Source organism: Streptomyces sp. NPDC002144 (assembly GCF_053593695.1).
This window is the reverse complement of the sequence record NZ_JBSFDB010000002.1, coordinates 439,685-457,972: the sequence shown is the minus strand read 5'-3', so window position 1 is coordinate 457,972 and position 18,288 is coordinate 439,685. Positions and strand designations below refer to the sequence as shown.

The 18,288-nt window shown below is 72.7% G+C and carries 15 protein-coding genes and 1 pseudogene; 7 read left to right on the top strand and 9 right to left on the bottom strand.

The window, feature by feature from the left end:
- The first annotated feature begins 30 nt into the window (after nt 1–30).
- Nucleotides 31–1,500 (top strand): ketol-acid reductoisomerase, encoded by a 1,470-nt coding sequence (locus ACWCQ1_RS04605; RefSeq protein ID WP_451025836.1) that lies wholly within the window; start codon nt 31–33, stop codon nt 1,498–1,500.
- A gap of 34 nt (nt 1,501–1,534) precedes the next feature.
- Entirely contained in the window at nt 1,535–2,062 is a 528-nt protein-coding gene (locus ACWCQ1_RS04600; RefSeq protein WP_133045133.1) for an SMI1/KNR4 family protein, read from the top strand.
- A 16-nt stretch (nt 2,063–2,078) separates the two neighbouring features.
- On the opposite strand, the gene ACWCQ1_RS04595 is transcribed toward ACWCQ1_RS04600, so the two are convergent.
- Genes ACWCQ1_RS04595 through ACWCQ1_RS04585 form a run of 3 tightly spaced genes read right to left on the bottom strand, consistent with a single transcriptional unit; the run spans nt 2,079 to nt 4,140 of the window.
- Nucleotides 2,079–2,987, bottom strand: coding sequence for a phosphotriesterase family protein (locus ACWCQ1_RS04595; RefSeq protein ID WP_358599911.1), 909 nt, complete (start codon nt 2,985–2,987; stop codon nt 2,079–2,081).
- Complete coding sequence (locus ACWCQ1_RS04590) at nt 2,984–3,568, bottom strand: DUF4865 family protein (RefSeq protein WP_358599914.1); 585 nt, start codon at nt 3,566–3,568, stop codon at nt 2,984–2,986. The genes ACWCQ1_RS04595 and ACWCQ1_RS04590 overlap by 4 nt, the downstream gene beginning before the upstream one ends.
- Nucleotides 3,569–3,579: 11 nt before the next feature.
- Entirely contained in the window at nt 3,580–4,140 is a 561-nt protein-coding gene (locus ACWCQ1_RS04585) for a TetR/AcrR family transcriptional regulator (protein WP_451025835.1), read from the bottom strand.
- A 179-nt stretch (nt 4,141–4,319) separates the two neighbouring features.
- Here ACWCQ1_RS04585 and ACWCQ1_RS04580 point away from each other — a divergent pair, with 179 nt between their 5' ends.
- From ACWCQ1_RS04580 to ACWCQ1_RS04570, 3 genes are read left to right on the top strand one after another with little or no spacing between them, the layout of a single operon-like run.
- Nucleotides 4,320–4,601: an SHOCT domain-containing protein gene (locus tag ACWCQ1_RS04580; RefSeq protein ID WP_451025834.1), complete on the top strand. Its 282-nt coding sequence runs from the start codon at nt 4,320–4,322 to the stop codon at nt 4,599–4,601.
- Complete coding sequence (locus tag ACWCQ1_RS04575) at nt 4,598–5,347, top strand: ABC transporter ATP-binding protein (RefSeq protein WP_451025833.1); 750 nt, start codon at nt 4,598–4,600, stop codon at nt 5,345–5,347. Before ACWCQ1_RS04580 ends, ACWCQ1_RS04575 begins: the two co-directional genes overlap by 4 nt.
- Nucleotides 5,344–7,905 (top strand): ABC transporter permease, encoded by a 2,562-nt coding sequence (locus tag ACWCQ1_RS04570; protein WP_451025832.1) that lies wholly within the window; start codon nt 5,344–5,346, stop codon nt 7,903–7,905. Before ACWCQ1_RS04575 ends, ACWCQ1_RS04570 begins: the two co-directional genes overlap by 4 nt.
- 79 nt (nt 7,906–7,984) lie before the next feature.
- Here ACWCQ1_RS04570 and ACWCQ1_RS04565 read toward each other — a convergent pair whose 3' ends face one another.
- The gene (locus ACWCQ1_RS04565; RefSeq protein WP_451025831.1) at nt 7,985–8,509 is read right to left on the bottom strand and encodes an ATP-binding protein; all 525 of its coding nucleotides are present in this window, start codon (nt 8,507–8,509) and stop codon (nt 7,985–7,987) included.
- A gap of 214 nt (nt 8,510–8,723) precedes the next feature.
- Nucleotides 8,724–9,047 carry a hypothetical protein gene (locus ACWCQ1_RS04560; protein ID WP_133045141.1) on the bottom strand — a complete coding sequence of 108 codons (324 nt, stop codon included), beginning with the start codon at nt 9,045–9,047 and terminating at the stop codon, nt 8,724–8,726.
- A 328-nt stretch (nt 9,048–9,375) separates the two neighbouring features.
- Between ACWCQ1_RS04560 and ACWCQ1_RS04555 the strand changes: the two genes are divergently transcribed.
- On the top strand, nt 9,376–10,500 hold the full coding sequence (locus tag ACWCQ1_RS04555; RefSeq protein WP_133045142.1) for an L-cysteine desulfhydrase Cds1: 1,125 nt from the start codon (nt 9,376–9,378) through the stop codon (nt 10,498–10,500).
- A gap of 60 nt (nt 10,501–10,560) precedes the next feature.
- Here the strand turns inward: ACWCQ1_RS04555 and ACWCQ1_RS04550 are convergent, their stop codons facing one another.
- Both ACWCQ1_RS04550 and ACWCQ1_RS04545 read right to left on the bottom strand, forming a co-directional pair.
- Nucleotides 10,561–11,031: an SRPBCC family protein gene (locus ACWCQ1_RS04550; protein WP_358599930.1), complete on the bottom strand. Its 471-nt coding sequence runs from the start codon at nt 11,029–11,031 to the stop codon at nt 10,561–10,563.
- A 92-nt stretch (nt 11,032–11,123) separates the two neighbouring features.
- Nucleotides 11,124–11,939, bottom strand: a complete 816-nt coding sequence (locus ACWCQ1_RS04545; protein ID WP_133045144.1) for a DeoR/GlpR family DNA-binding transcription regulator — start codon at nt 11,937–11,939, stop codon at nt 11,124–11,126.
- Nucleotides 11,940–12,222: 283 nt separating this feature from the next.
- Here ACWCQ1_RS04545 and ACWCQ1_RS04540 point away from each other — a divergent pair.
- A pseudogene (locus ACWCQ1_RS04540) lies at nt 12,223–14,535 on the top strand (hypothetical protein); the annotation flags it as partial.
- A gap of 458 nt (nt 14,536–14,993) precedes the next feature.
- Here the strand turns inward: ACWCQ1_RS04540 and ACWCQ1_RS04535 are convergent.
- The gene (locus tag ACWCQ1_RS04535; RefSeq protein WP_358599933.1) at nt 14,994–17,435 is read right to left on the bottom strand and encodes a right-handed parallel beta-helix repeat-containing protein; all 2,442 of its coding nucleotides are present in this window, start codon (nt 17,433–17,435) and stop codon (nt 14,994–14,996) included.
- 111 nt (nt 17,436–17,546) lie between these two features.
- A complete protein-coding gene (locus ACWCQ1_RS04530) occupies nt 17,547–18,152 on the bottom strand; it encodes an Rv1733c family protein (RefSeq protein ID WP_358599936.1) in 606 nt (201 codons plus the stop codon).
- Nucleotides 18,153–18,288 lie beyond the last annotated feature (136 nt).

Here is an 18,288-nt window from a genome sequence, read left to right as displayed (position 1 = left end):
CAACGTTCGCCCGGAGCCTACAACTCGACCATGCCCTCGACCACCTGCACCTCCCGCGTGTTTCCGCTCGAGACGATGGACGTGCCCGGCGGCGCGGAGACCATCCTGCGCGGCGGCCGACACCTCTTCCCGCTGCTGCCGCAGGCCTTCGCCGGCGTCGACCGCGTCGGCGTCCTCGGCTGGGGCCCGCAGGGCCGCGCCCAGGCCCTCAACCTGCGTGACTCCCTCGCCGGAACGGACATCCGGGTGACCGTCGGGCTGCGCCCGGGCTCCGCCTCGGCCGCCGACGCCCGTGCCCATGGCTTCACCGAGGAGGACGGCACGCTCGGCGACTGGCTCGCCGTGGCCGCCGACAGCGACCTGCTGATCCTGCTGATCGCGGACGCCGCCCTCGCCACCCATCACCGGGAGATCTTCGCGGCCCTCAAGCCCGGTGCGGTCATCGGTCTCTCGCACGGCTTCCTGCTCGGCCACCTCCGGGAAACGGGAGGGGAGTTCCCGCCCGGTCACGGTGTCATCGCCGTCTGTCCCAAGGGCATGGGCGACTCCGTGCGGCGCCTGTACCAACAGGGGGAGGAGATCAACGGCGCCGGGATCAACAGCAGTTACGCCGTCCACGCCGACCCGGCCGGACGGGCCGGCGACCTCGCGCTGGGCTGGTCGGTCGCGCTCGGATCGCCGTACACCTTCCGTACCACGCTCGAGAGCGAGTACCTCTCCGACATCGTCGGAGAACGCGCCATCCTGCTCGGCGCGGTCCACGGCATCGTCGAGAGTCTCTACACCCGCTACCGCCTCGCCGGGGACGACGAGGTCACCGCCTACGAGCGGTCCTGCGAGAACGTCACCGGCCCCGTCGCCCGCACCATCTCCCGCACCGGACTGCGTGCCGTCCGCGAGAACCTCGATCCGGCCGCCCGTGACGTCTTCGACCGCGCGTACACGGCCACCTACGCACCCGCCCGCGAGATCGTCACAGAGATCTACGACGAGGTCGCCGACGGCACCGAACTGCGCAGCGTGATCCTCGCCGAACGGCGGCTGGGCAGCCGCCCGATGAGCGAGATCGGGGGGTCCCCGATGTGGTCGGTCAGCGAGCGCGCACACGCCCGGCGCGCCGGACACGAGCTGCCCGTCGACCCGTTCACCGCCGGCGTGTTCGTCGCCACGATGACCGCCCAGATCGACGAGTTCGCCGAGCGCGGCCACCCCTGGTCGGAGATCGTCAACGAGTCCGTCATCGAGGCTGTCGACTCCCTGCTCCCGTACATGCATGCCCGCAACGTCGCCCACATGGTCGACAACTGCTCCCGCACCGCCCGCCTCGGCACCCGCCGCTGGGGTCCGCGATTCCAGTCCGCCTACGAGCAGATCGCCTACCCGGCCGCCGAAAACCCCGCCGACAGGCCCATGTTGGACGCTTTCGACACCCACCCCGTCCACGAGGCCCTGGCGGCGGCGGCGAAACTGCGTCCCTCGGTGGACATCTCCGTGGACTAGGCCGAGTGTCAGTGGCCGCGGATAGCCTGCGCGCATGACTGAGAGAACCGGCGGTGACCGCCGCTTTCCGGCCGCCCTGGCCGCCGTGGCCCAGGTGGAGTTCGACTACGACGACGGTGAGGGCGTCGACTTCGAGCCGTACGATGCCTTCGACTCCGCCGAGGAGACCACTGACTGGCTGCGCAACTGGACCGGGAACCGGGAGGTCGACGGTGACGCCTACCGGGTGTTCGGGCAGGACGGCACCGGCGGTCTTGTCGCCCTCTGGTATGTGCGACCCGGGCGACCGCTCCCGGAACAGCCCGTGGTGTTCCTCGGTTCGGAGGGGGAGCGGGGCGTGGTCGCCGGCAGCCTCTCCGACTTCCTGTGGCTGCTGGCCGACGGCCTCGGACCGATGGAGGTCGTCGAGTTCGGCCGACGCGACGCCCGGCCGAACGCGGAGCTGACGAAACTCGCCGAGCAGCACGCCACGTCTCCGCGCCGCCCGGCCGAGGAGATCATCGCCGAGGCACAGGCGGAGTTCCCGACCTTCTCCGACGACCTCGACGAACTCTGCCGCTGAGGCCGGTCCCGGACGGTCAGCGCCACTCCACCCCGAACGCGCGCCCCGGGTTCCGCGTGAAGATGCGGTCCATTAGGTCGTCGCCCAGCAGGAGGGAGAGCCGCGGCCGGACCCTTCGCAGCAGATACGGCATCCCCGGGCCGCCGTTGACCGAGCGGGCGCTGTCCGTCACCGTGTCCCCGCCGAGCAGCAGACGGTCACCGAAGCCCGCCTCGGCGAGGGCCGCCACGGCGTCGGGCATGCGCCAGTCGGTGGCGTGATGGGTACGTGACGGGCCGTCGAAGGCCAGATACGCACCCGTCTCCGCGGCCTGGCGTTGCACCACGAGGTCGGGGGAGCGGTTCAGGTGGCCGAGGATCACCCGGTGCGGTGGGACCCCCAACTCCCCGCACAGCAGGTCCAGTACGTCCAGCGCGCCCGTCCCCAGCTCCAGGTGCACGGCGATCGGGGCGTCCGTCGCCCGGTGCGCCTCGGCCGCCGCGGTCATCGTCCAGCGGGCGTGCGCGTCGAGGGCGTGGAAGCCTCCGGCGACCTTGATCAGCCCCGCCCGCACCCCCGACACGCCGATACCGTCGGTGAGTTCGGAGACGAACACCTCGGCCAGCTTCCCGCGCAGCCCGGCGAGCGCGTCCTCGGTGTAGTGGGCGGCCTGGTGCAGCCCGGTCGCCGCGACGACGTGCACCCCGGTCTCCCGGGACAGCGACGGCAGATCGGCTGCCCGCCGCCCCAGTCCGTACGGCGTCCACTGCACCACCGCGCCGCCCCCCTGAGCCCGGAACGCGGCCAGTTCCTCCCGCGCCGCGCCCAGGGACCGCAACTCCTGGCCCGGCAGCAGCGGAGTGCCGAAGAACAGATGGTCGTGCGCGTCGCACACACCCAGCTCCTGCGGCCGTACGTCCCCCAGTACCGTGCGGACCGCACTCACCACTGTCGCCCCCGCGGCAACCGCTCCCGGCCCGGCGCCGACGTGTGCAGCACCTGGAACACATCTCCCTCGGCCTTGGGCGCGTCGTGCTCCCAGAGCGAGAAGTGGACCAGCTCCCAACGGCTCGTGTCCACGGCGGCAGCCGCGAGCACCGCCCCGTCCTCCCCGGCCAGCCGCTCGGTCTCCCGCGCCGCGTCGCCCATGACCTGGGCCAACTCCGCTCCCTCCGGGACGGGTCGGCGCCCGCGCACCGCGAACCTGGCGACTGAACCGGCGGCGCCCCCCTCCTCGTACGCCACTCCCGACCACTGCCGCACCGACGGTCGCCCGAAGTCATCGCTGAGGCCCTGGAAGGCACCGCCCCACAGGAAGGCGTTCATGCCCTCCATGGTGTTCCAGAGATAGAAGGGCGCGTATTGGTTGACCGGAGACCCGAACCGCCCGCGCTCGCGCAGGAGATACGTCTTGACACCCAGCCCCTCCCAGCCGTCCAGCAGATGCCCGATCCGCGCGACACGGGCACGGATGATGCCCGTGTCGTAGTCGGCGGGCAGGGTCAGCTCGTACTGCATGGCGTGCATCCGGTGCCTCCTCAGGCCGGGGGTGCGAGCAGGGAGAGCAGTCCGCGGACGCCGGCGTCGAAGGCGGCGGGGGAGCCGGAGGCGCGGGCCAGGACGTAACCGCCCTGCACGGTCGCGAGAACCGTCGCGGCGATCTCCTCGCCGTCCAGGGCGGGCCCGAACAGGCCCTGTTCCTTGCCCTCCTCGACGATCCCGGCGATCAGCTCGCGGATGGCGTCGAGCGTCTCGTCGACCGGGGCACGCAGTTCGTCGCTCGCGATGACGTCCGGGTCCATGGTCAGTCGGCCGATCGGGCAGCCGCGCAACACGTCGCGCTCGCGCAGCAGATACGCCTCGATGCGCTCGTACGGCGTCCCCGGCCCGCCGAGCACTCCCTCCGCGGTGGCCCGCACCTCCTCGGCCGTCCGCCGGATCGCCGCGAGCGCGAGATCCGGCTTGCCCTTGAAGTGGTGGTACATGCTGCCCTGTCCGGCGCCCGCCCGCTCCAGGATCGCCTTCGGGCTGGTGCCCACGTAACCGCGCTCCCACAGCAGCTCGCGGGTGGATTCGACGAGTCGGTCCGCAGTGCTCATGAAGCCACTGTACATACTAGTAGTTACAGCCGTCGAGGGCGGAGGAAGCAGCCGGGGGAAGGCGCTCGTACTCCCCGGGAGGTAGGCGCACTGCCGCTGGCCGTACGACGACCCGGACCCCCTTCCGGCGCGAGTCTCGAGGCATCACCCACAGGACCCTCTTGAGGAGATGACCCGAGATGCAGACCCTCGCCGACTGGCACGGCGGCCCCGGCCCCTGGATCCTCTTCTTCCCGCTGATCTGGGCGGCCGTCGTGATCGGCGTCGCCGCCTTCCTGCGCCGTACCGTCCGCCGCGGCCGCCGCGGACCCTGGTACCGGACGGACGACCGGCCCACCGGCGACTCGCCCCTCGCCGTGCTCGGCCGGCGCTTCGCCTCCGGTGAGATCGACGAGGACGAGTACTGGCGCCGGCTGTCCGTCCTGGACGAGCAGTTCGGCCGCAAGGGCGGTCCGGCATGACGACCGCGACCACCGTGCGGACGGCCGCCCGGGTCGTCGACGCCGTGAAGGTGTACGGCCGCGGCGACACCGAGGTCAGGGCCCTGGACGGGGTGAGCGTCGACTTCCCGGCCGGCCGCTTCACCGCGATCATGGGCCCCTCGGGCTCCGGAAAGTCCACGCTGTTGCACTGCGCGGCCGGCCTCGACACGCTCACCTCGGGCACCGCCCACATCGGCGACACCGACCTCGGCGCCCTCGACGACCGCAGGCTCACCCTGCTGCGCCGCGACCGCGTCGGCTTCGTCTTCCAGGCGTTCAACCTGGTGCCCACACTGACCGTCGCCGAGAACATCACCCTGCCCCTGGACCTCGCGGGCGGCAGGGACGACCCGGAGTGGATCGACGCGCTGATCGACGTCGTCGGTCTGCGCGACCGCCTGCACCACCGGCCCGCCGAACTCTCCGGCGGCCAGCAGCAACGCGTCGCCGTGGCACGGGCGTTCGCGGGCCGTCCGGACGTCGTCTTCGCCGACGAGCCGACCGGCAACCTCGACTCCCGGGCCGGTGGGGAGATCCTCGGCCTGCTCGGCCGCACCGCGCGCGAGACCGCCCGCACGGTGGTCATGGTCACCCACGACCCGGTGGCCGCCGCCCACGCCGACGAGGTCGTCTTCCTCGCCGACGGACGCCTCGTCGACCGCATGGAAGCCCCCACCGCCGACAGGGTCCTGGACCGGATGAAGGCCTTCGAGGTGCCGTCATGAACGCCGCCGTCCGGCTGAGCGCCACCTCCCTGCGCGCCCACAAGCGCCGCTTCGCCGGCACCTTCGTCGCCGTCTTCCTGGGCGTGGCCTTCCTGGCCGGCACCCTCGTCATGGGCGACACGCTCCGCGCCGGATTCGCCACCATGTTCGGCGACGCGACCAGCGGCACGGACGCCGTCGTCCGCAGCACGGACACCATCACCGCGCCCGGCGAGAGCCAGGGCGTACGGCAGCCGGTTCCCACCTCCCTGGCCGGCACCCTCGCCAGGGTGCCGGGCGTCGCGGCCGCCGAGCCCGACATCGAGGGCGCCGGCCAGCTCGTCGGCAGGAACGGCAAGGCCATCGGCGGCCAGGGCCCGCCCACACTCGCCGGGAACTGGATCACCGACCCGAAGCTGAACCCGTACCGACTCGCCCAGGGCCGCGCCCCGCGGCGGACGGGCGAGGTCGTCGTCAACCGGGGCGCCGCGAAGAAGGGCGACCTGAAGATCGGCGACACCACGACACTGCGCACCCCGGACCCCGTCAAGGTGGCGATCGTGGGTCTCGCGACCTTCGGGGGCGAGGACGGCATGGCCCAGGTGACCTTCACCGGCATGACCCGCGCCGACGCCGAGAAGTACCTCACGGCCAGGACCGGACAGGCGGCGACCATCAAGGTGCGGGCGGGACCCGGCATCGGCGAGAAGCAGCTCGTCGAGCGTCTGACTCCCGTCCTGCCCAGGGGCGTCGAGGCGATCACCGGTCAGGAGTCGGCCCAGGAGAACACGGACATGATCTCCAGCCAGTTCCTGACGATCTTCACCACCTTCCTCCTCGTCTTCTCCGGCGTCGCCCTGCTGGTCGCGACCTTCTCCATCCACAACACCTTCGCCATCGTCGTCGCCCAACGCACCCGCGAGAACGCCCTGTTGCGGGCCCTCGGTGCCTCACGCCGGCAGGTCACCGCGACCTCCCTGGTCGAGGCAACCGCCGTCGCCGTGGCCGCGTCGGCGGCGGGCCTCGCGGGCGGCATCGGCATCGCCGCCGGCTTGCAGGCACTCTTCCCGGCGATCGGATTCCCCTTCCCCGACGGCGACTTGGTGATCAGCGCTCTGTCCATGGCACTGCCGCTCGCGGTCGGCATCGTGGTCTGCCTCGGCTCGGCGCTCCTGCCCGCCGTACGCGCCGGCCGCACCGCCCCGCTGGCCGCCCTGCGCGAGACGGCCGTCGACACCTCCGGCGCCTCCCGCACCCGCGCGGTCACCGGCCTGGGCCTGGCCGCCCTCGCCGTCGCGGCGACGCTCAGCGGAGTGCTGGTCTCACCGTCCGTGTGGACGGCGGGACTCGGCGCCGTACTCGCCCTGGTCGCGTTCGTGGTCCTGGGCCCGGTCGCCGCCACCACCGCCCTGAACGTCCTCGGCGCGCCGCTGGGCAGGCTCCGGGGCGTCACCGGCGCTCTGGCGCGCCGCAACGCGCTGCGCAGCCCCAGGCGGACGGCCGCCACGGCCAGTGCGCTGATGATCGGCGTGGCGGTCGTGTCCCTGTTCACGGTCTTCGGCGCCTCCCTCAAGGCCACCATGGACCAGACCGTCTCCCGCTCCTTCGCCGGCGACGTGGCGGTCAGCACCCCGTCCTTCGGCGCGGGCGGCAGCGGACTGAGCCCGCGCCTGGCCGGAGCGATCCAGCGCCTGCCGCAGGTCGACACCGCCGTGGGCCTCGGCCGCGGAGTGGCGAAAGTGGACGGCGCGGGACGGGCCCTGACGGTCACCGACCCCGTCGCCCTGCAACGCACCTTCGACCTCGGCACCGTCCAGGGCTCCCTGCGCGACCTGGGCACCGACGGCATCGCCATCACCCGCAAGGAGGCGGCCGAACAGCACCTCACCACCGGCGACAGGGCCCGACTCACCTTCACCGACGGCAAGAAGGAGACCTTCACCGTCCGCGCCCTGTACGGCCGGTCCGAACTCGCCGGTGACTACGTCATCACCCGGGCGGCCTGGGCCCCGCACCGCACCCAGGACTCCGACACCCTGGTCGCCGTCACGTTCAAGAAGGGGGTGAGCGCGGACGCGGGCAAGGCGGCGGTCGGGAAAGTGGCCGCGCGGTACGGCAACCCCAGCGTCCAGACCCGCCATGAGTACGCGCAGTCCTCGGCCGGCGGCATCGACATGATGCTCACGCTCGTCTACGCGCTGCTCGCCCTCGCGGTCCTCATCGCACTGCTCGGCATCGCCAACACGCTGACCCTGGCGATCCATGAACGCACGCGCGAACTGGGCCTGTTGCGCGCGGTGGGCCAGACCCGCGCGCAACTGCGGGCCATGGTCCGCTGGGAGTCGGTCCTGGTCGCCGCCTTCGGCACCGCCGGCGGGCTCGGCCTGGGCGCCTTCCTCGGCTGGGTCCTGGTCAGGGCCTCGGACGGTGCCGCCGACAGCAGCTTCGCCTTCGCGATCCCGCCCGCCCGACTGCTCGTCGTGGCCCTGGTGGGCCTCGCCGCGGGCGCCCTCGCGGGCCTCCGCCCGGCCCGGCGTGCGGCACATCTGGACGTGCTGCACGCGATAGCCGCCGAATAGGCGCGCCGACGGGCCGACCCGCTCGGACGATCACCGCCCGGTCAACCGCCAACGGCTGACCGGGCGGGAGCATGTCCGATCAACTGCCGACGGCCGACCGGGCAGGAACGTGTCCGGCCCGGTGTCCCTCGGCCACGGCCTCGACGAACCGGCGCACCGGCTTCTCGGCCACGCGGCGCGGTGGACGGGCCGGTGCCGCGAGCGCGGCCGACGCGGCGGGCAGCGTGAACCAGACGACCTTGCCCGACTCACCGTCCGGGCGCACCCCCCAGCTCTCGCTGACGGCCGCCACCATGGCCAGCCCGCGCCCGCTCGTGGCGGAGGACTCCACGTCCCGCACCTCGGGCAGCCGGGGGTCGTGGTCACGCACGGAGACGGTGAGCCGGTCCAGCAGCAGCTCGATCTCCACGGTGCACACCTTGTCCGGCTGGGCATGCCGGTGCACATTGCTCAGCAGTTCGGTCAGACCGAGCGCCGCACGGTCTATGAGGGCGTCCATATGCCAGTAGCGCAACTGCGCTGAAAGGATTCTGCGGACCTGGCCGATCCGCGACGGCAGGGCTTGGAGCTCCACCGTGCAGTGCCTGCTTGGGTGACTGATCACGGCTGCGACTCCCCGACTTGAGGTCCGGAAGAACACGGGATTCGGATCCAGCAACGGGCCGGTGAGAAACGGACGGCTGCTGTCGTGCCCGGCGGCTGGTTCGCAGCGTTGTCGCCGGTAAACCCAGAGTGACGTGAGACCAGCGTGACGCAGGGGATGCCAGAGCGCAACTCATCGTGAAGAAGCCGTCGCCCTCCGTCGTCGGACCACGCATTCAGCCGCCGCGCCCCGCGGCCCGCCGCACGGCCTCGATGAACCGGCGCGCCGCCGGCGGCCCCGGCTCGCCCGGCGCCGGATCGTGCTCGCCCAGGGTCAGCGTGTACCGCTTGCCGTTGAGGTCCGCGAGCGCCCGGTCCTCCGCCGCGAACCAGGGCTTCGAGGCCCGTACGGCCTGCACCGGCGCGCTGTCGATCTCGCTGCCGTAGCTGGTGAGCAACTCGAGCCTGCCGTCGCTGATCCGGACCTGCCCGGCCCGGGTGAGTGAACGCAGCCGCTTCCCGATCCGCACGCCCGTCGCCGTGAACTCCGGCTCCGCCATGCCGCCCGCCCCCTCGTACGCGTCCGGTCGCGCCGGCCTGTGCGCCCACCTGGGCCCTGGCTCAGCGCGTTCGTGATCCAGTGTGCGTCCCCGTTCGGTGCAGTCTGCCCGCACCCGGCGTCGAGCACCAGTGCGCACGGCCCGTACGGCCCGGGCGCCCGGAGCACTCGCGCGAATGCGCCCCCACGCCCCCCGCGCCGCTGCCCCAGGCCGTGCTTTGGGCTGCTCAAAGTGGTGTTTATGCAGGTGAGAAGCGTGTGGAAGGTGCATATGATCGGTGCGTCGGCAGCGCGATGTGCCGTCGGCGCGCAGCGTAAGGAGCCCCGCCGTGACCACCCCCCAGCAGACCCGGACCGGCGCGACCCTCGACGTCGACCACAGCGACGCCGACTATCGCGACTGGCTGAAAGAAGCCGTCCGGAAAGTGCAGGCCGACGCGAACCGATCGGCGGACACGCACCTTCTCCGTTTCCCGCTCCCCGAGAGGTGGGGCATCGACCTGTACCTGAAGGACGAGTCCACCCACCCCACCGGCAGCCTCAAGCACCGCCTCGCCCGCTCGCTGTTCCTCTACGGCCTGTGCAATGGCTGGATCCGTCCGGACCGCCCGGTGATCGAGGCGTCCAGCGGCTCGACGGCCGTCTCCGAGGCGTACTTCGCGAAGCTGATCGGCGTGCCCTTCATCGCGGTCATGCCCGCCACGACGAGCGCCGAGAAGATCCGCCTCATCGAGTTCCACGGCGGGCGGTGCCACTTCGTGGACGACTCGCGCCGGATGTACGAGGAGTCCGCCCGTCTGGCGGTGGAGACGGGCGGCCACTACATGGACCAGTTCACCTACGCGGAACGGGCCACGGACTGGCGCGGCAACAACAACATCGCCGAATCCATCTTCCGGCAGCTGGAGTTGGAGCGGTTCCCCGAGCCCGCGTGGATCGTCGCCACGGCCGGCACCGGAGGCACCTCCGCGACCCTGGCCCGCTATGTCCACTACACCCAGCGCGACACCCGCATCTGTGTCGCCGACCCCGAGAACTCCTGTTTCTTCGAGGGCTGGACCACCGGCGATCCGGACGTCACCTGCGACTGCGGCTCGCGCATCGAGGGCATCGGCCGGCCCCGGATGGAACCGAGCTTCGTGCCCGGCGCAATCGACCGGATGATGAAGGTGCCCGACGCGGCCAGCGTGGCCGCCGTACGGGCCCTGGAGCGGGCCATCGGCCGCAAGGCGGGCGGCTCGACCGGCACCGGGCTGTGGAGCGCGCTGAAGATCGTCGCCGAGATGGTGGCCCAGGGCCGGCGGGGGAGCGTGGTGACCCTGCTGTGCGACCCGGGCGACCGCTACCTCGACAAGTACTACTCGGACACGTGGCTCACCGAGCAGGGCCTGGACATCCAGCCGTACACCACGGCGATCGACTCCCTGCTGGAAACGGGCGTGTGGCCCTGCTAGGGCCTCTGGGCGGGGAGCGTGCCCGGCGTCGCGGGGGAGGCGGGACTTTCGCAGCAGGCCCTAGCTCTGCAGGCGCCGGTCCAGTGACACGACCGCGTCGCGGAAGGCCCGGCCGAGTCCTGCGCGGGCCGTCTTCAGGGCGAAGCGGAAGAGGGCCGTCCCGTCCGCGCCGAACGTCCACTGCACCCGCGTGCCGGTCCCGGCCGGCACGAGCCGCCACTCCTCGGCGAGGGCGCGGGCCCCGGGCGCGTTGGTCACGTCCACCCGGTAGGCGTACACCTCCGCCTCCTTCGCCGCGATCACCGTCTCGCGGAAGCGTCCGCCGCCCCTGAGCCGGATGTCACGCCCCGCCCCGCCGTCGATCGCGCGGGCGTGCGTCACGGCCGCGAACCACTCCGCCCACCCCGGCACGTCGTCGTTGAGGGCGTGGAAGACCGCCTTGGGTGACGCGGAGATCTCCCGCGCGAACACCAGCCGTACGGGTGCCGTGTCGACGAAGTCGAGTCCGACGGGACGCAGACGATGGGCCATGGACGTGAACCCCCTTGACGGGAAGGGTGGTTGACCGGGGCAACGTCACGATAACTGGCGGTCCGTCAGATGTCAGCACCGCCCGGCCGGGATCACTCCTCCTCGCCCGCAACCACCAGCCGCCGCAGATGCTCGGCGATCTCCTCGCGCGCCTCGCCCGCCAGCCCGGCGTCCGTCACCAGCGTGTCGACCTGCTCCAGCGCGGCGAACGAACTCAGGCCCACCACACCCCACTTGGTGTGGTCGGCGACCACCACGACCCGCCGCGCCGACTGCACCAGACGACGGTTGGTCTCCGCCTCCGCGAGGTTCGGCGTGGACAGGCCGGCCTCGACCGATATCCCGTGCACACCGAGGAAGAGCACGTCGAAGTGGAGCGCCGCGATCGCCTGGTCGGCCACCGGCCCCACCAGCGAGTCGGACGGCGTGCGCACCCCGCCGGTCAGCACCACCGTGGCCGCGCCCTGCCGGGGACCCGTGGTGCGCTGCGCCGCGTGGAAGACGTCGGCCACCCGCACCGAGTTGGTCACCACCGTCAGATCGGGCACGTCGACGAGCTGATGCGCCAGCGCGTACGTCGTCGTACCGCCCGACAGCGCTATCGCCGTACCCGGCGTGACCAGCTCGGCCGCCGCGCGCGCGATGTCCTCCTTGGCCGTGAGCTCCAGACCCGACTTGGCCTCGAAGCCCGGCTCGTGCGTGCTCGCCTCGACCACCGGCACCGCGCCGCCGTGCACCTTCTCCAGCACGCCCTGCCGGGCCAGCGCGTCCAGATCACGGCGCACGGTCATGTCCGACACGCCGAGCTTGCGCGTCAGCTCGTTCACACGAACCCCGCCCCGGCGCCGCACCTCGTCCAGGATCAGGGAGCGCCGCTGCTCCGCGAGGAGGTTCTGATTCTCACTCACGTACGCTCCGGTCCTTTCGCCTCAATCAGCCCGCCACGCCCCCTCCGACGAGGGCATTCTTTCCCGCGTCCGGTGCGCGGGAGGTCCCATCCTCGCACGTGCCCCCGCCGATGACGCCACCGACCGGCACGCCGATCCCGCGCCACCCGCGCCACACGCCTTCCTCCTACGGCACACGTATCGGGGAAATTCCGTGAGAAGAGGTGTACGCGGCTGCCCCAGCGGCAACCCTTGTGCCCGCACGGACACATGCCGACGGCGCGTCACGGGGGAAGTGCGAACAGTGGAACGTGCGCAGGAACGTGTCTCGAACGCCGACCCCGCCGAGGGGCCCGGGGGATCCGGGATCGCCCTGGAACTGCTGGTCCACGGCGTGGGCGGGACGACACCGCAGGAGATGCTCGACGATCCGCGCACGGTGCGGATCGCCGGCGACGACACGGCGGCCCTCTTCCGGCGTACCGAGGACGTCGACGCGGAGCACAGACCCGACGACCACCGGGCCGGACCGGTCCCGGAGGCGTACGTCTGGTGCAATCTCACCTCCGGGAACAGCGCCCGCGCCCTGTGGCTGTTGCTGCTGCCCTTCATGGTGGCCAACCTCGCCCACTGGATGCGGCCCACCGCGCGGGGCCGGTCGCGCACCGTGCGCTTCTACGGACTGCTGGTCCGGCTGGTCGGTCTGACCCTGACGGTGCTGCTGGTCGCGGCCGCCTGCGAGGTGGCCCTCGACCTCGCCGCCTGGCAGTGCGCGGGCACACGCGCGTGCGCCGAGCGGCACTCCTGGCTGGGCTTCCTGTCGCCCGACCTCTCGCACGACGGCTGGTGGAGCAGACCCGGGCGCCGCCTCGCGCTGGCCGCCGTGGTGCCCGCCGCGCTGACCGGGCTGCTGTGGTACCTCTCCCGCCGCACCTGGAGCGCGTACGAGTCGGTGCGGCCGGTCCCCCACCTCGACGAGCCCGACGAGGACGGCGACCACACATCCCTGGGCCGCCCCGGCTTCTGGTACGGCCGCCGCCTGGTCGCCCGGCTGCGCGCCGCCCACACCGCCGCCGGACTGCTGACGGTCGCCGCGGCCGTCGCCTCGTCCGCCTCGCGCTTCGACCGCGGACCGGACGGTCCCGCCGTACTCGAGACCCTGGGCGTCCTGCTGTACACGGCCCTCGCCGCCACCGCTCTCGTCGTGCTGTGGGTGGTCTGCCGCCGGGGGCGCACCGAGAACAGCCTCGACCAGGAACTCGACACGCGGCTGGTACGACGCCTGCTGCTCGCCGCCCTCCTTCTGCTGCTCCTCGCCGCCGGATACGCGGGCTGGGAGCGCCCGGGGTGGGAGTCGGCCGGCCGGCTGCCCGGTGGCGGCACCACCTTCGGCGGGCTCGCCCTGATCCAGGGGGCCCTGGTCGTCGCCCTCGCCGTGATCGCCCGTGCGCTGTACCGAACCGCCCCCGACCGGCGTGCGGTCCTGCGCGGCCTGGGCGGACCCGCCGTCGCGATGCTGGCCTGCGCCCTGGGCGGAGTGATGTCCGGCGGTGTCTCCCAGCGGGTGTCCGACTGGCTGGACGGCACCGGCACGTTCCTCGCCGGCCCGCCGGTCCTGCTGACCTGGCAGGCGTCCGTGATCCCCGTCCTGCTTCTCGTCCTGCTGGTGCTGTGCGCCGGCCTCGGACGGCGCGCCTGGCTGCTGCGCCGCACCGAGCTGGGAGAGGTGGAGCTCGACCACCCCGGGGAATCCGTCGACCCCGCCCGCACCCGCGCCATCGCCACCACGCGCGCGATGGCCACGCTCACCGACCGCGCCCCCCTCGTCGTCGCCGTCGCCTCCACCGCGACCCTGCTCCTGGGCGCCGGCGCCATCGTCGGCGCGAGCCTCACCGACCGGGCCCCCGGACCGGCCGCCCGGCACGCCCACGCCGTCGTGCACGGCGCCGCCCAGACCGCCCAGGGGCTCGGCTCCTGGCTGATAGGGCTCGGCTTCGTCCTGTTCGTCACCTGGGGCAGGCGCGCCTACAAGGACGCCTCCGCCCGCCGCACCATCGGCATCCTGTGGGACGTCGGCACCTTCTGGCCCCGCGCCGCCCACCCCTTCGCCCCGCCCTGCTACGCCGAGCGCGCGGTGCCCGACCTCAGCTGGCGGATGGCCGGCTGGACCCGCGCCACCGGCGGCCGCCTCGTCATCTCCGGACACTCCCAGGGCAGCGTGCTGGCCGCCGCGGCGGCCTGGCAGCTGAAGCCGTCCGTCCGCAAACGGGTCGCCCTGCTCACCTACGGCTCCCCGCTGGAACGCCTCTACGGCCGCTGGTTCCCCGCCCACTTCGGCCCGGCCGCGCTCAGCTCGCTGCACCGCGAGGTCGCCTGCTGGCGCAACCTCTACCGGCTGACCGACCCCATCGGCGGCCCGGTCCGGCTGGCCGGCGACTGCGGCCCCGAAGTGGACCGTGCCCCGCTGAAGGACCCCCTCGCCTACGGACGTACCGCCCGGCACCCGCTGCCCGCCCCGATCCTCGGCCATTCCGACTATCAGGCCGACCCCGCCTTCGCCGAGGAACGCACACGACTCCTGGCCCGGCTCGGCCCACGGCTCCCCGCCCCGAGGGAACGGGAAGAGCGGCGGAACGACACCGCCGCGCAGCCTCCCGCCCGCGCGGAGACCACAGTTCCGACCGCCCCCGCTCCGGCCCCACACGTCTACATCGCGGCCGTACCCCCACGCACCGCACGGACCACCGCCCCCGGACTGCGGCAGGCGGCGGCCCTGGCGCTGGTGTCGGCGGTGGCCTTCCTCGCGGCCTGGGCCTGCACCCGCGGCGCCGTCGCGGGGTTCGAGCGGCACGGCGCGCTGGTGCCGTCCGACACCGCTCAGGTCGTCGCCGCTGTCGGCGCCACGGGACTGGGGACCGGCTCGGCCATCGCCTCCGTGCTCAAGGCGATCGCCCTGCTCACCCGCCCACGGCCGGAGCCCGCCCGCACCCGCGTCCCCGCGGCGCCCCGTGCCCACGGCGCCGACGAACCGTCCGCACCGGATCTCGACGCCGTGGCGGACACCGGCGGGATCGTCTAGGACAGGTCCGGGAGGTCCTCCGGGAAGAGCAGCGTCAGGTCGTCCGTCGACGGCTCCGCGACCTGGGCGACCCGGCCCGCGTGCCGTTCGACCATGGCCTCGAAGGTCTGCCGGGCGGTGCGGCCGTTGCCGAACGCCGCGCCCTTGGGGATCTCGGTGAAGTACCGCAGCAGCGCCTCGGCGGTACCGTCCGCCAGCCGGTACTCGTGCTCCTCGGCCTGCTGCTCCACGATCCGCAGCAGTTCCTCGGGGTTGTAGTCGCTGAAGGTGATGGTCCGCGAGAAACGGGAGGCAACACCCGGGTTGACCGACAGGAAGCGCTCCATCTCGGCCGTGTACCCCGCGACGATCACCACGACCGCGTCCCGGTGGTCCTCCATCAGCTTCACCAGGGTGTCGATGGCCTCCTTGCCGAAGTCACGGCCGGAGTCCTCGGGGGACAGCGCGTAGGCCTCGTCGATGAACAGCACCCCGCCGCGGGCCCGGTCGAAGGCCTCCTGGGTGCGGATCGCCGTGGAGCCGATGTGCTCGCCGACCAGGTCGACGCGGGAGACCTCGACGAGATGGCCCTTCTCCAGGACACCGAGGGAGGCGAGGATCTCGCCGTACAGCCGGGCCACGGTGGTCTTGCCGGTGCCGGGGGAGCCCGTGAAGACCAGGTGCCGCTTGACCGAGGCCGCCTTCAGCCCCGCCTGCTGGCGCCGCCGCCCCACCTCGATCATGTCGGTGAGGGCGCGCACCTCGCGTTTGACGCTCTCCAGTCCGACCAGCGCGTCGAGCTCCCCGAGCACGGCCTTCGACGTGCGCACCGGCTGCTCCGGCCCGGCGGCGGCCACCAGGGGCTCCTGCTCGGTGACGCGCTGCCCGGGAATCGAGCCCAGCAGACCGGGGGACTGGCTCACGGTCTCCACGGCGGTCTCATGCGCCACGGGCGGTCGCAGCCCGCCGCCGCTCTCGTCGCTGGTGCAGTCCTCGACGACGGGCCCACTGCCGGGCGCCGCGTCGGGACCGGCTTCCGCGAACTCGTAGCCGCCGCGCGCGCACCGCTCCGTGCGGCACTTCCTGAGCGTCGTACGGCAGCCGTCGATGACATGGAAGCCGTAGCCGCCGCTGCCCGTCACCCGGCAGTTGAGGAAGCTGCCCCGGCCGCCCGCCGAGACGTAGAAGCCGGCCTCGGCGGGGGAGTCGACCGTGCAGCGCTCGATCGTGGGATCCGCGCCCTTGGTGACGATCACTCCGGTCTGGGTGGAGTCCACGGTGCAGTTGTTGAGCGTGCCGCCGCTGCCGTGGTCACGGAACCAGGCGCCGGTCGCCGCGTCCCGGATCCGGCAGTCGTCCAGCTGGGCCGTCGCCCCGTCGCTCACCGACACGGCCGTGTTGCGCACCTGGGAGAGGTCGCTGTCGACGACGTCCGCGCGCGAGCCGCGGTCCAGCACGAACAGCGCGTCCGGCACGTCGTGCACCCGGCAGGAGTCGAGCACCGCGGTGGCGCCATCACTGACCCACACCGCCGGATAGTCGCCCGTGCTGTCGAAGATCTCGCACTGGTTGGCGTCCACGCGCGTGCCGGGATCCCACACCGACAGTCCGTTGCGCCCGAACTGACGCACCGTCGTACGGGTCAGGGTGAGCACCGAACGGGAGCGCAGGTCGACCGCGTTCTCCGGGATGTCGTGGATGCGGCAGTCCTCCAGCGTGAGCACCGCGTCGGTGTCGAGCGTGACACCGTCCGTCGTGGTGCGGTGCACATCGCAGTCCGTCAGATGCGCGGTGGCGCGGGCGGTGACCTGGACGCCGCTGCCGCGCACCTCGTACACCTCGCAACCCACCGCCTCCAGGGACGAGTTCTCCCCGGTCGCCGACAGGCCCGAGCCTGAGGCGTGATGGATGCGGCAGCGTTCCAGACGCGGGTGCGCGCCGCCGCGGACCGCGACACCGGACTGGCCGGCGGCCACCACCTCGCACTCCTCGAACACCCCGCTCCCGCCGTCGAGTACGGCGATGCCGACGCCGGCGGGGTTGTCGACGGTGCAGCGGCGTACGGTCGGACGCGCGCCGCCGCGCACCTCGATGCCGGCCGCGGAGCGGGTGACGATCCGCACGTCCAGCAGCTCCGGGGTGCCCTCCTCGACCAACAGGGCGGGCGCGGCGGCGTCCTGGCCCTCCACGTGCAGGTCCTGGACCACCGCGGAGGCGCGCACCGTCAGCGGCACCCCGTCCATGGGCGCGATCCGCACCGAGCCGGGGGAGCCCTCGGGGCCGCGCAGGGTCACCGCCCGCTGCACCACGAGGTTCTCCCGGTAGGTGCCGGGAGCGACGGTGAGGACGTCACCGTCCGCCGCGGCCTCCAGGGCGGCGGCGAGCGACGCGTACTCACCCGTGCGGCGCCGCCACCGCGATGTGCCGGTGTGCGTCACCTGGACCGTGCCCTGTGCCATGGCGTTGCCGTGCCCCCACCTCGTCGTACGCGGGTTTGTGCTGCCGAAGAAGCTCGGCCGGTCCACCGTAGCGTGCGCGCGGGTGGTGGGTTGACCAGAGCCGTCAGGCCGTCAGCTGCCGGTGCCGGTCCGGCCCCAGTCGGGACCTGCCTTGTCCCAGGCCTGGTCCCAACGGGCGTAACGGCGGCGGACCATGCGCCAGACGATCATCCGGCGCCCGCCCTCGACGGCTCCTGCGGTCAGGAGGGCGGCGCCGAACCCGGCCAGTACCGCGTGGGTCGTGGCCGTCGCGGAGTCCAGCGGGCGGGCCACTATGCGGCCGTGCGCGTCGGTCCATATCCGGAAGTGGTCGCCGTGGTGCGGCGAGGTGAGGGCCGCGAGGGCGGCGCCCTGCCGGGCCGTGCCGTCCGGGGCGGTCCAGTCGGCGAGGACGCGGCTGCGCAGGTCCCGGCCCGAGGTGGTCTCGGGGTCGGTGTCCAACGGGGAGCGGTCCAGCTTGCGCACCACGGTGGCCGTCACCGGATGCCGGGCGGCCTGCTGGTCCTTCACGGCCCGCTGCAGGGCGTCCTGGGCGACACTGCCGACGAGCGAGCCGATCACGGGCGCGGCGACCAGGATCAGCAGCAGGGCGACCAGAGCCACCCACGCCTCGACCAGATCGCTCGTGCGGCGCAGCGGATTGTGCCGCCAACGCCAGAGTCCCCGGACTGCTCGCACCGTCCCGCACCCCCTTCCCGCTCCGTGATAACTCCCGGCGGAGGCGTTCACCTTGAGTCCCGGTCAAAGAGAGAGGGAAATCACCTGCGACCGGGGGCCTCTCATGAACTTCTCACGAAGAACCCAACGCCCGGCC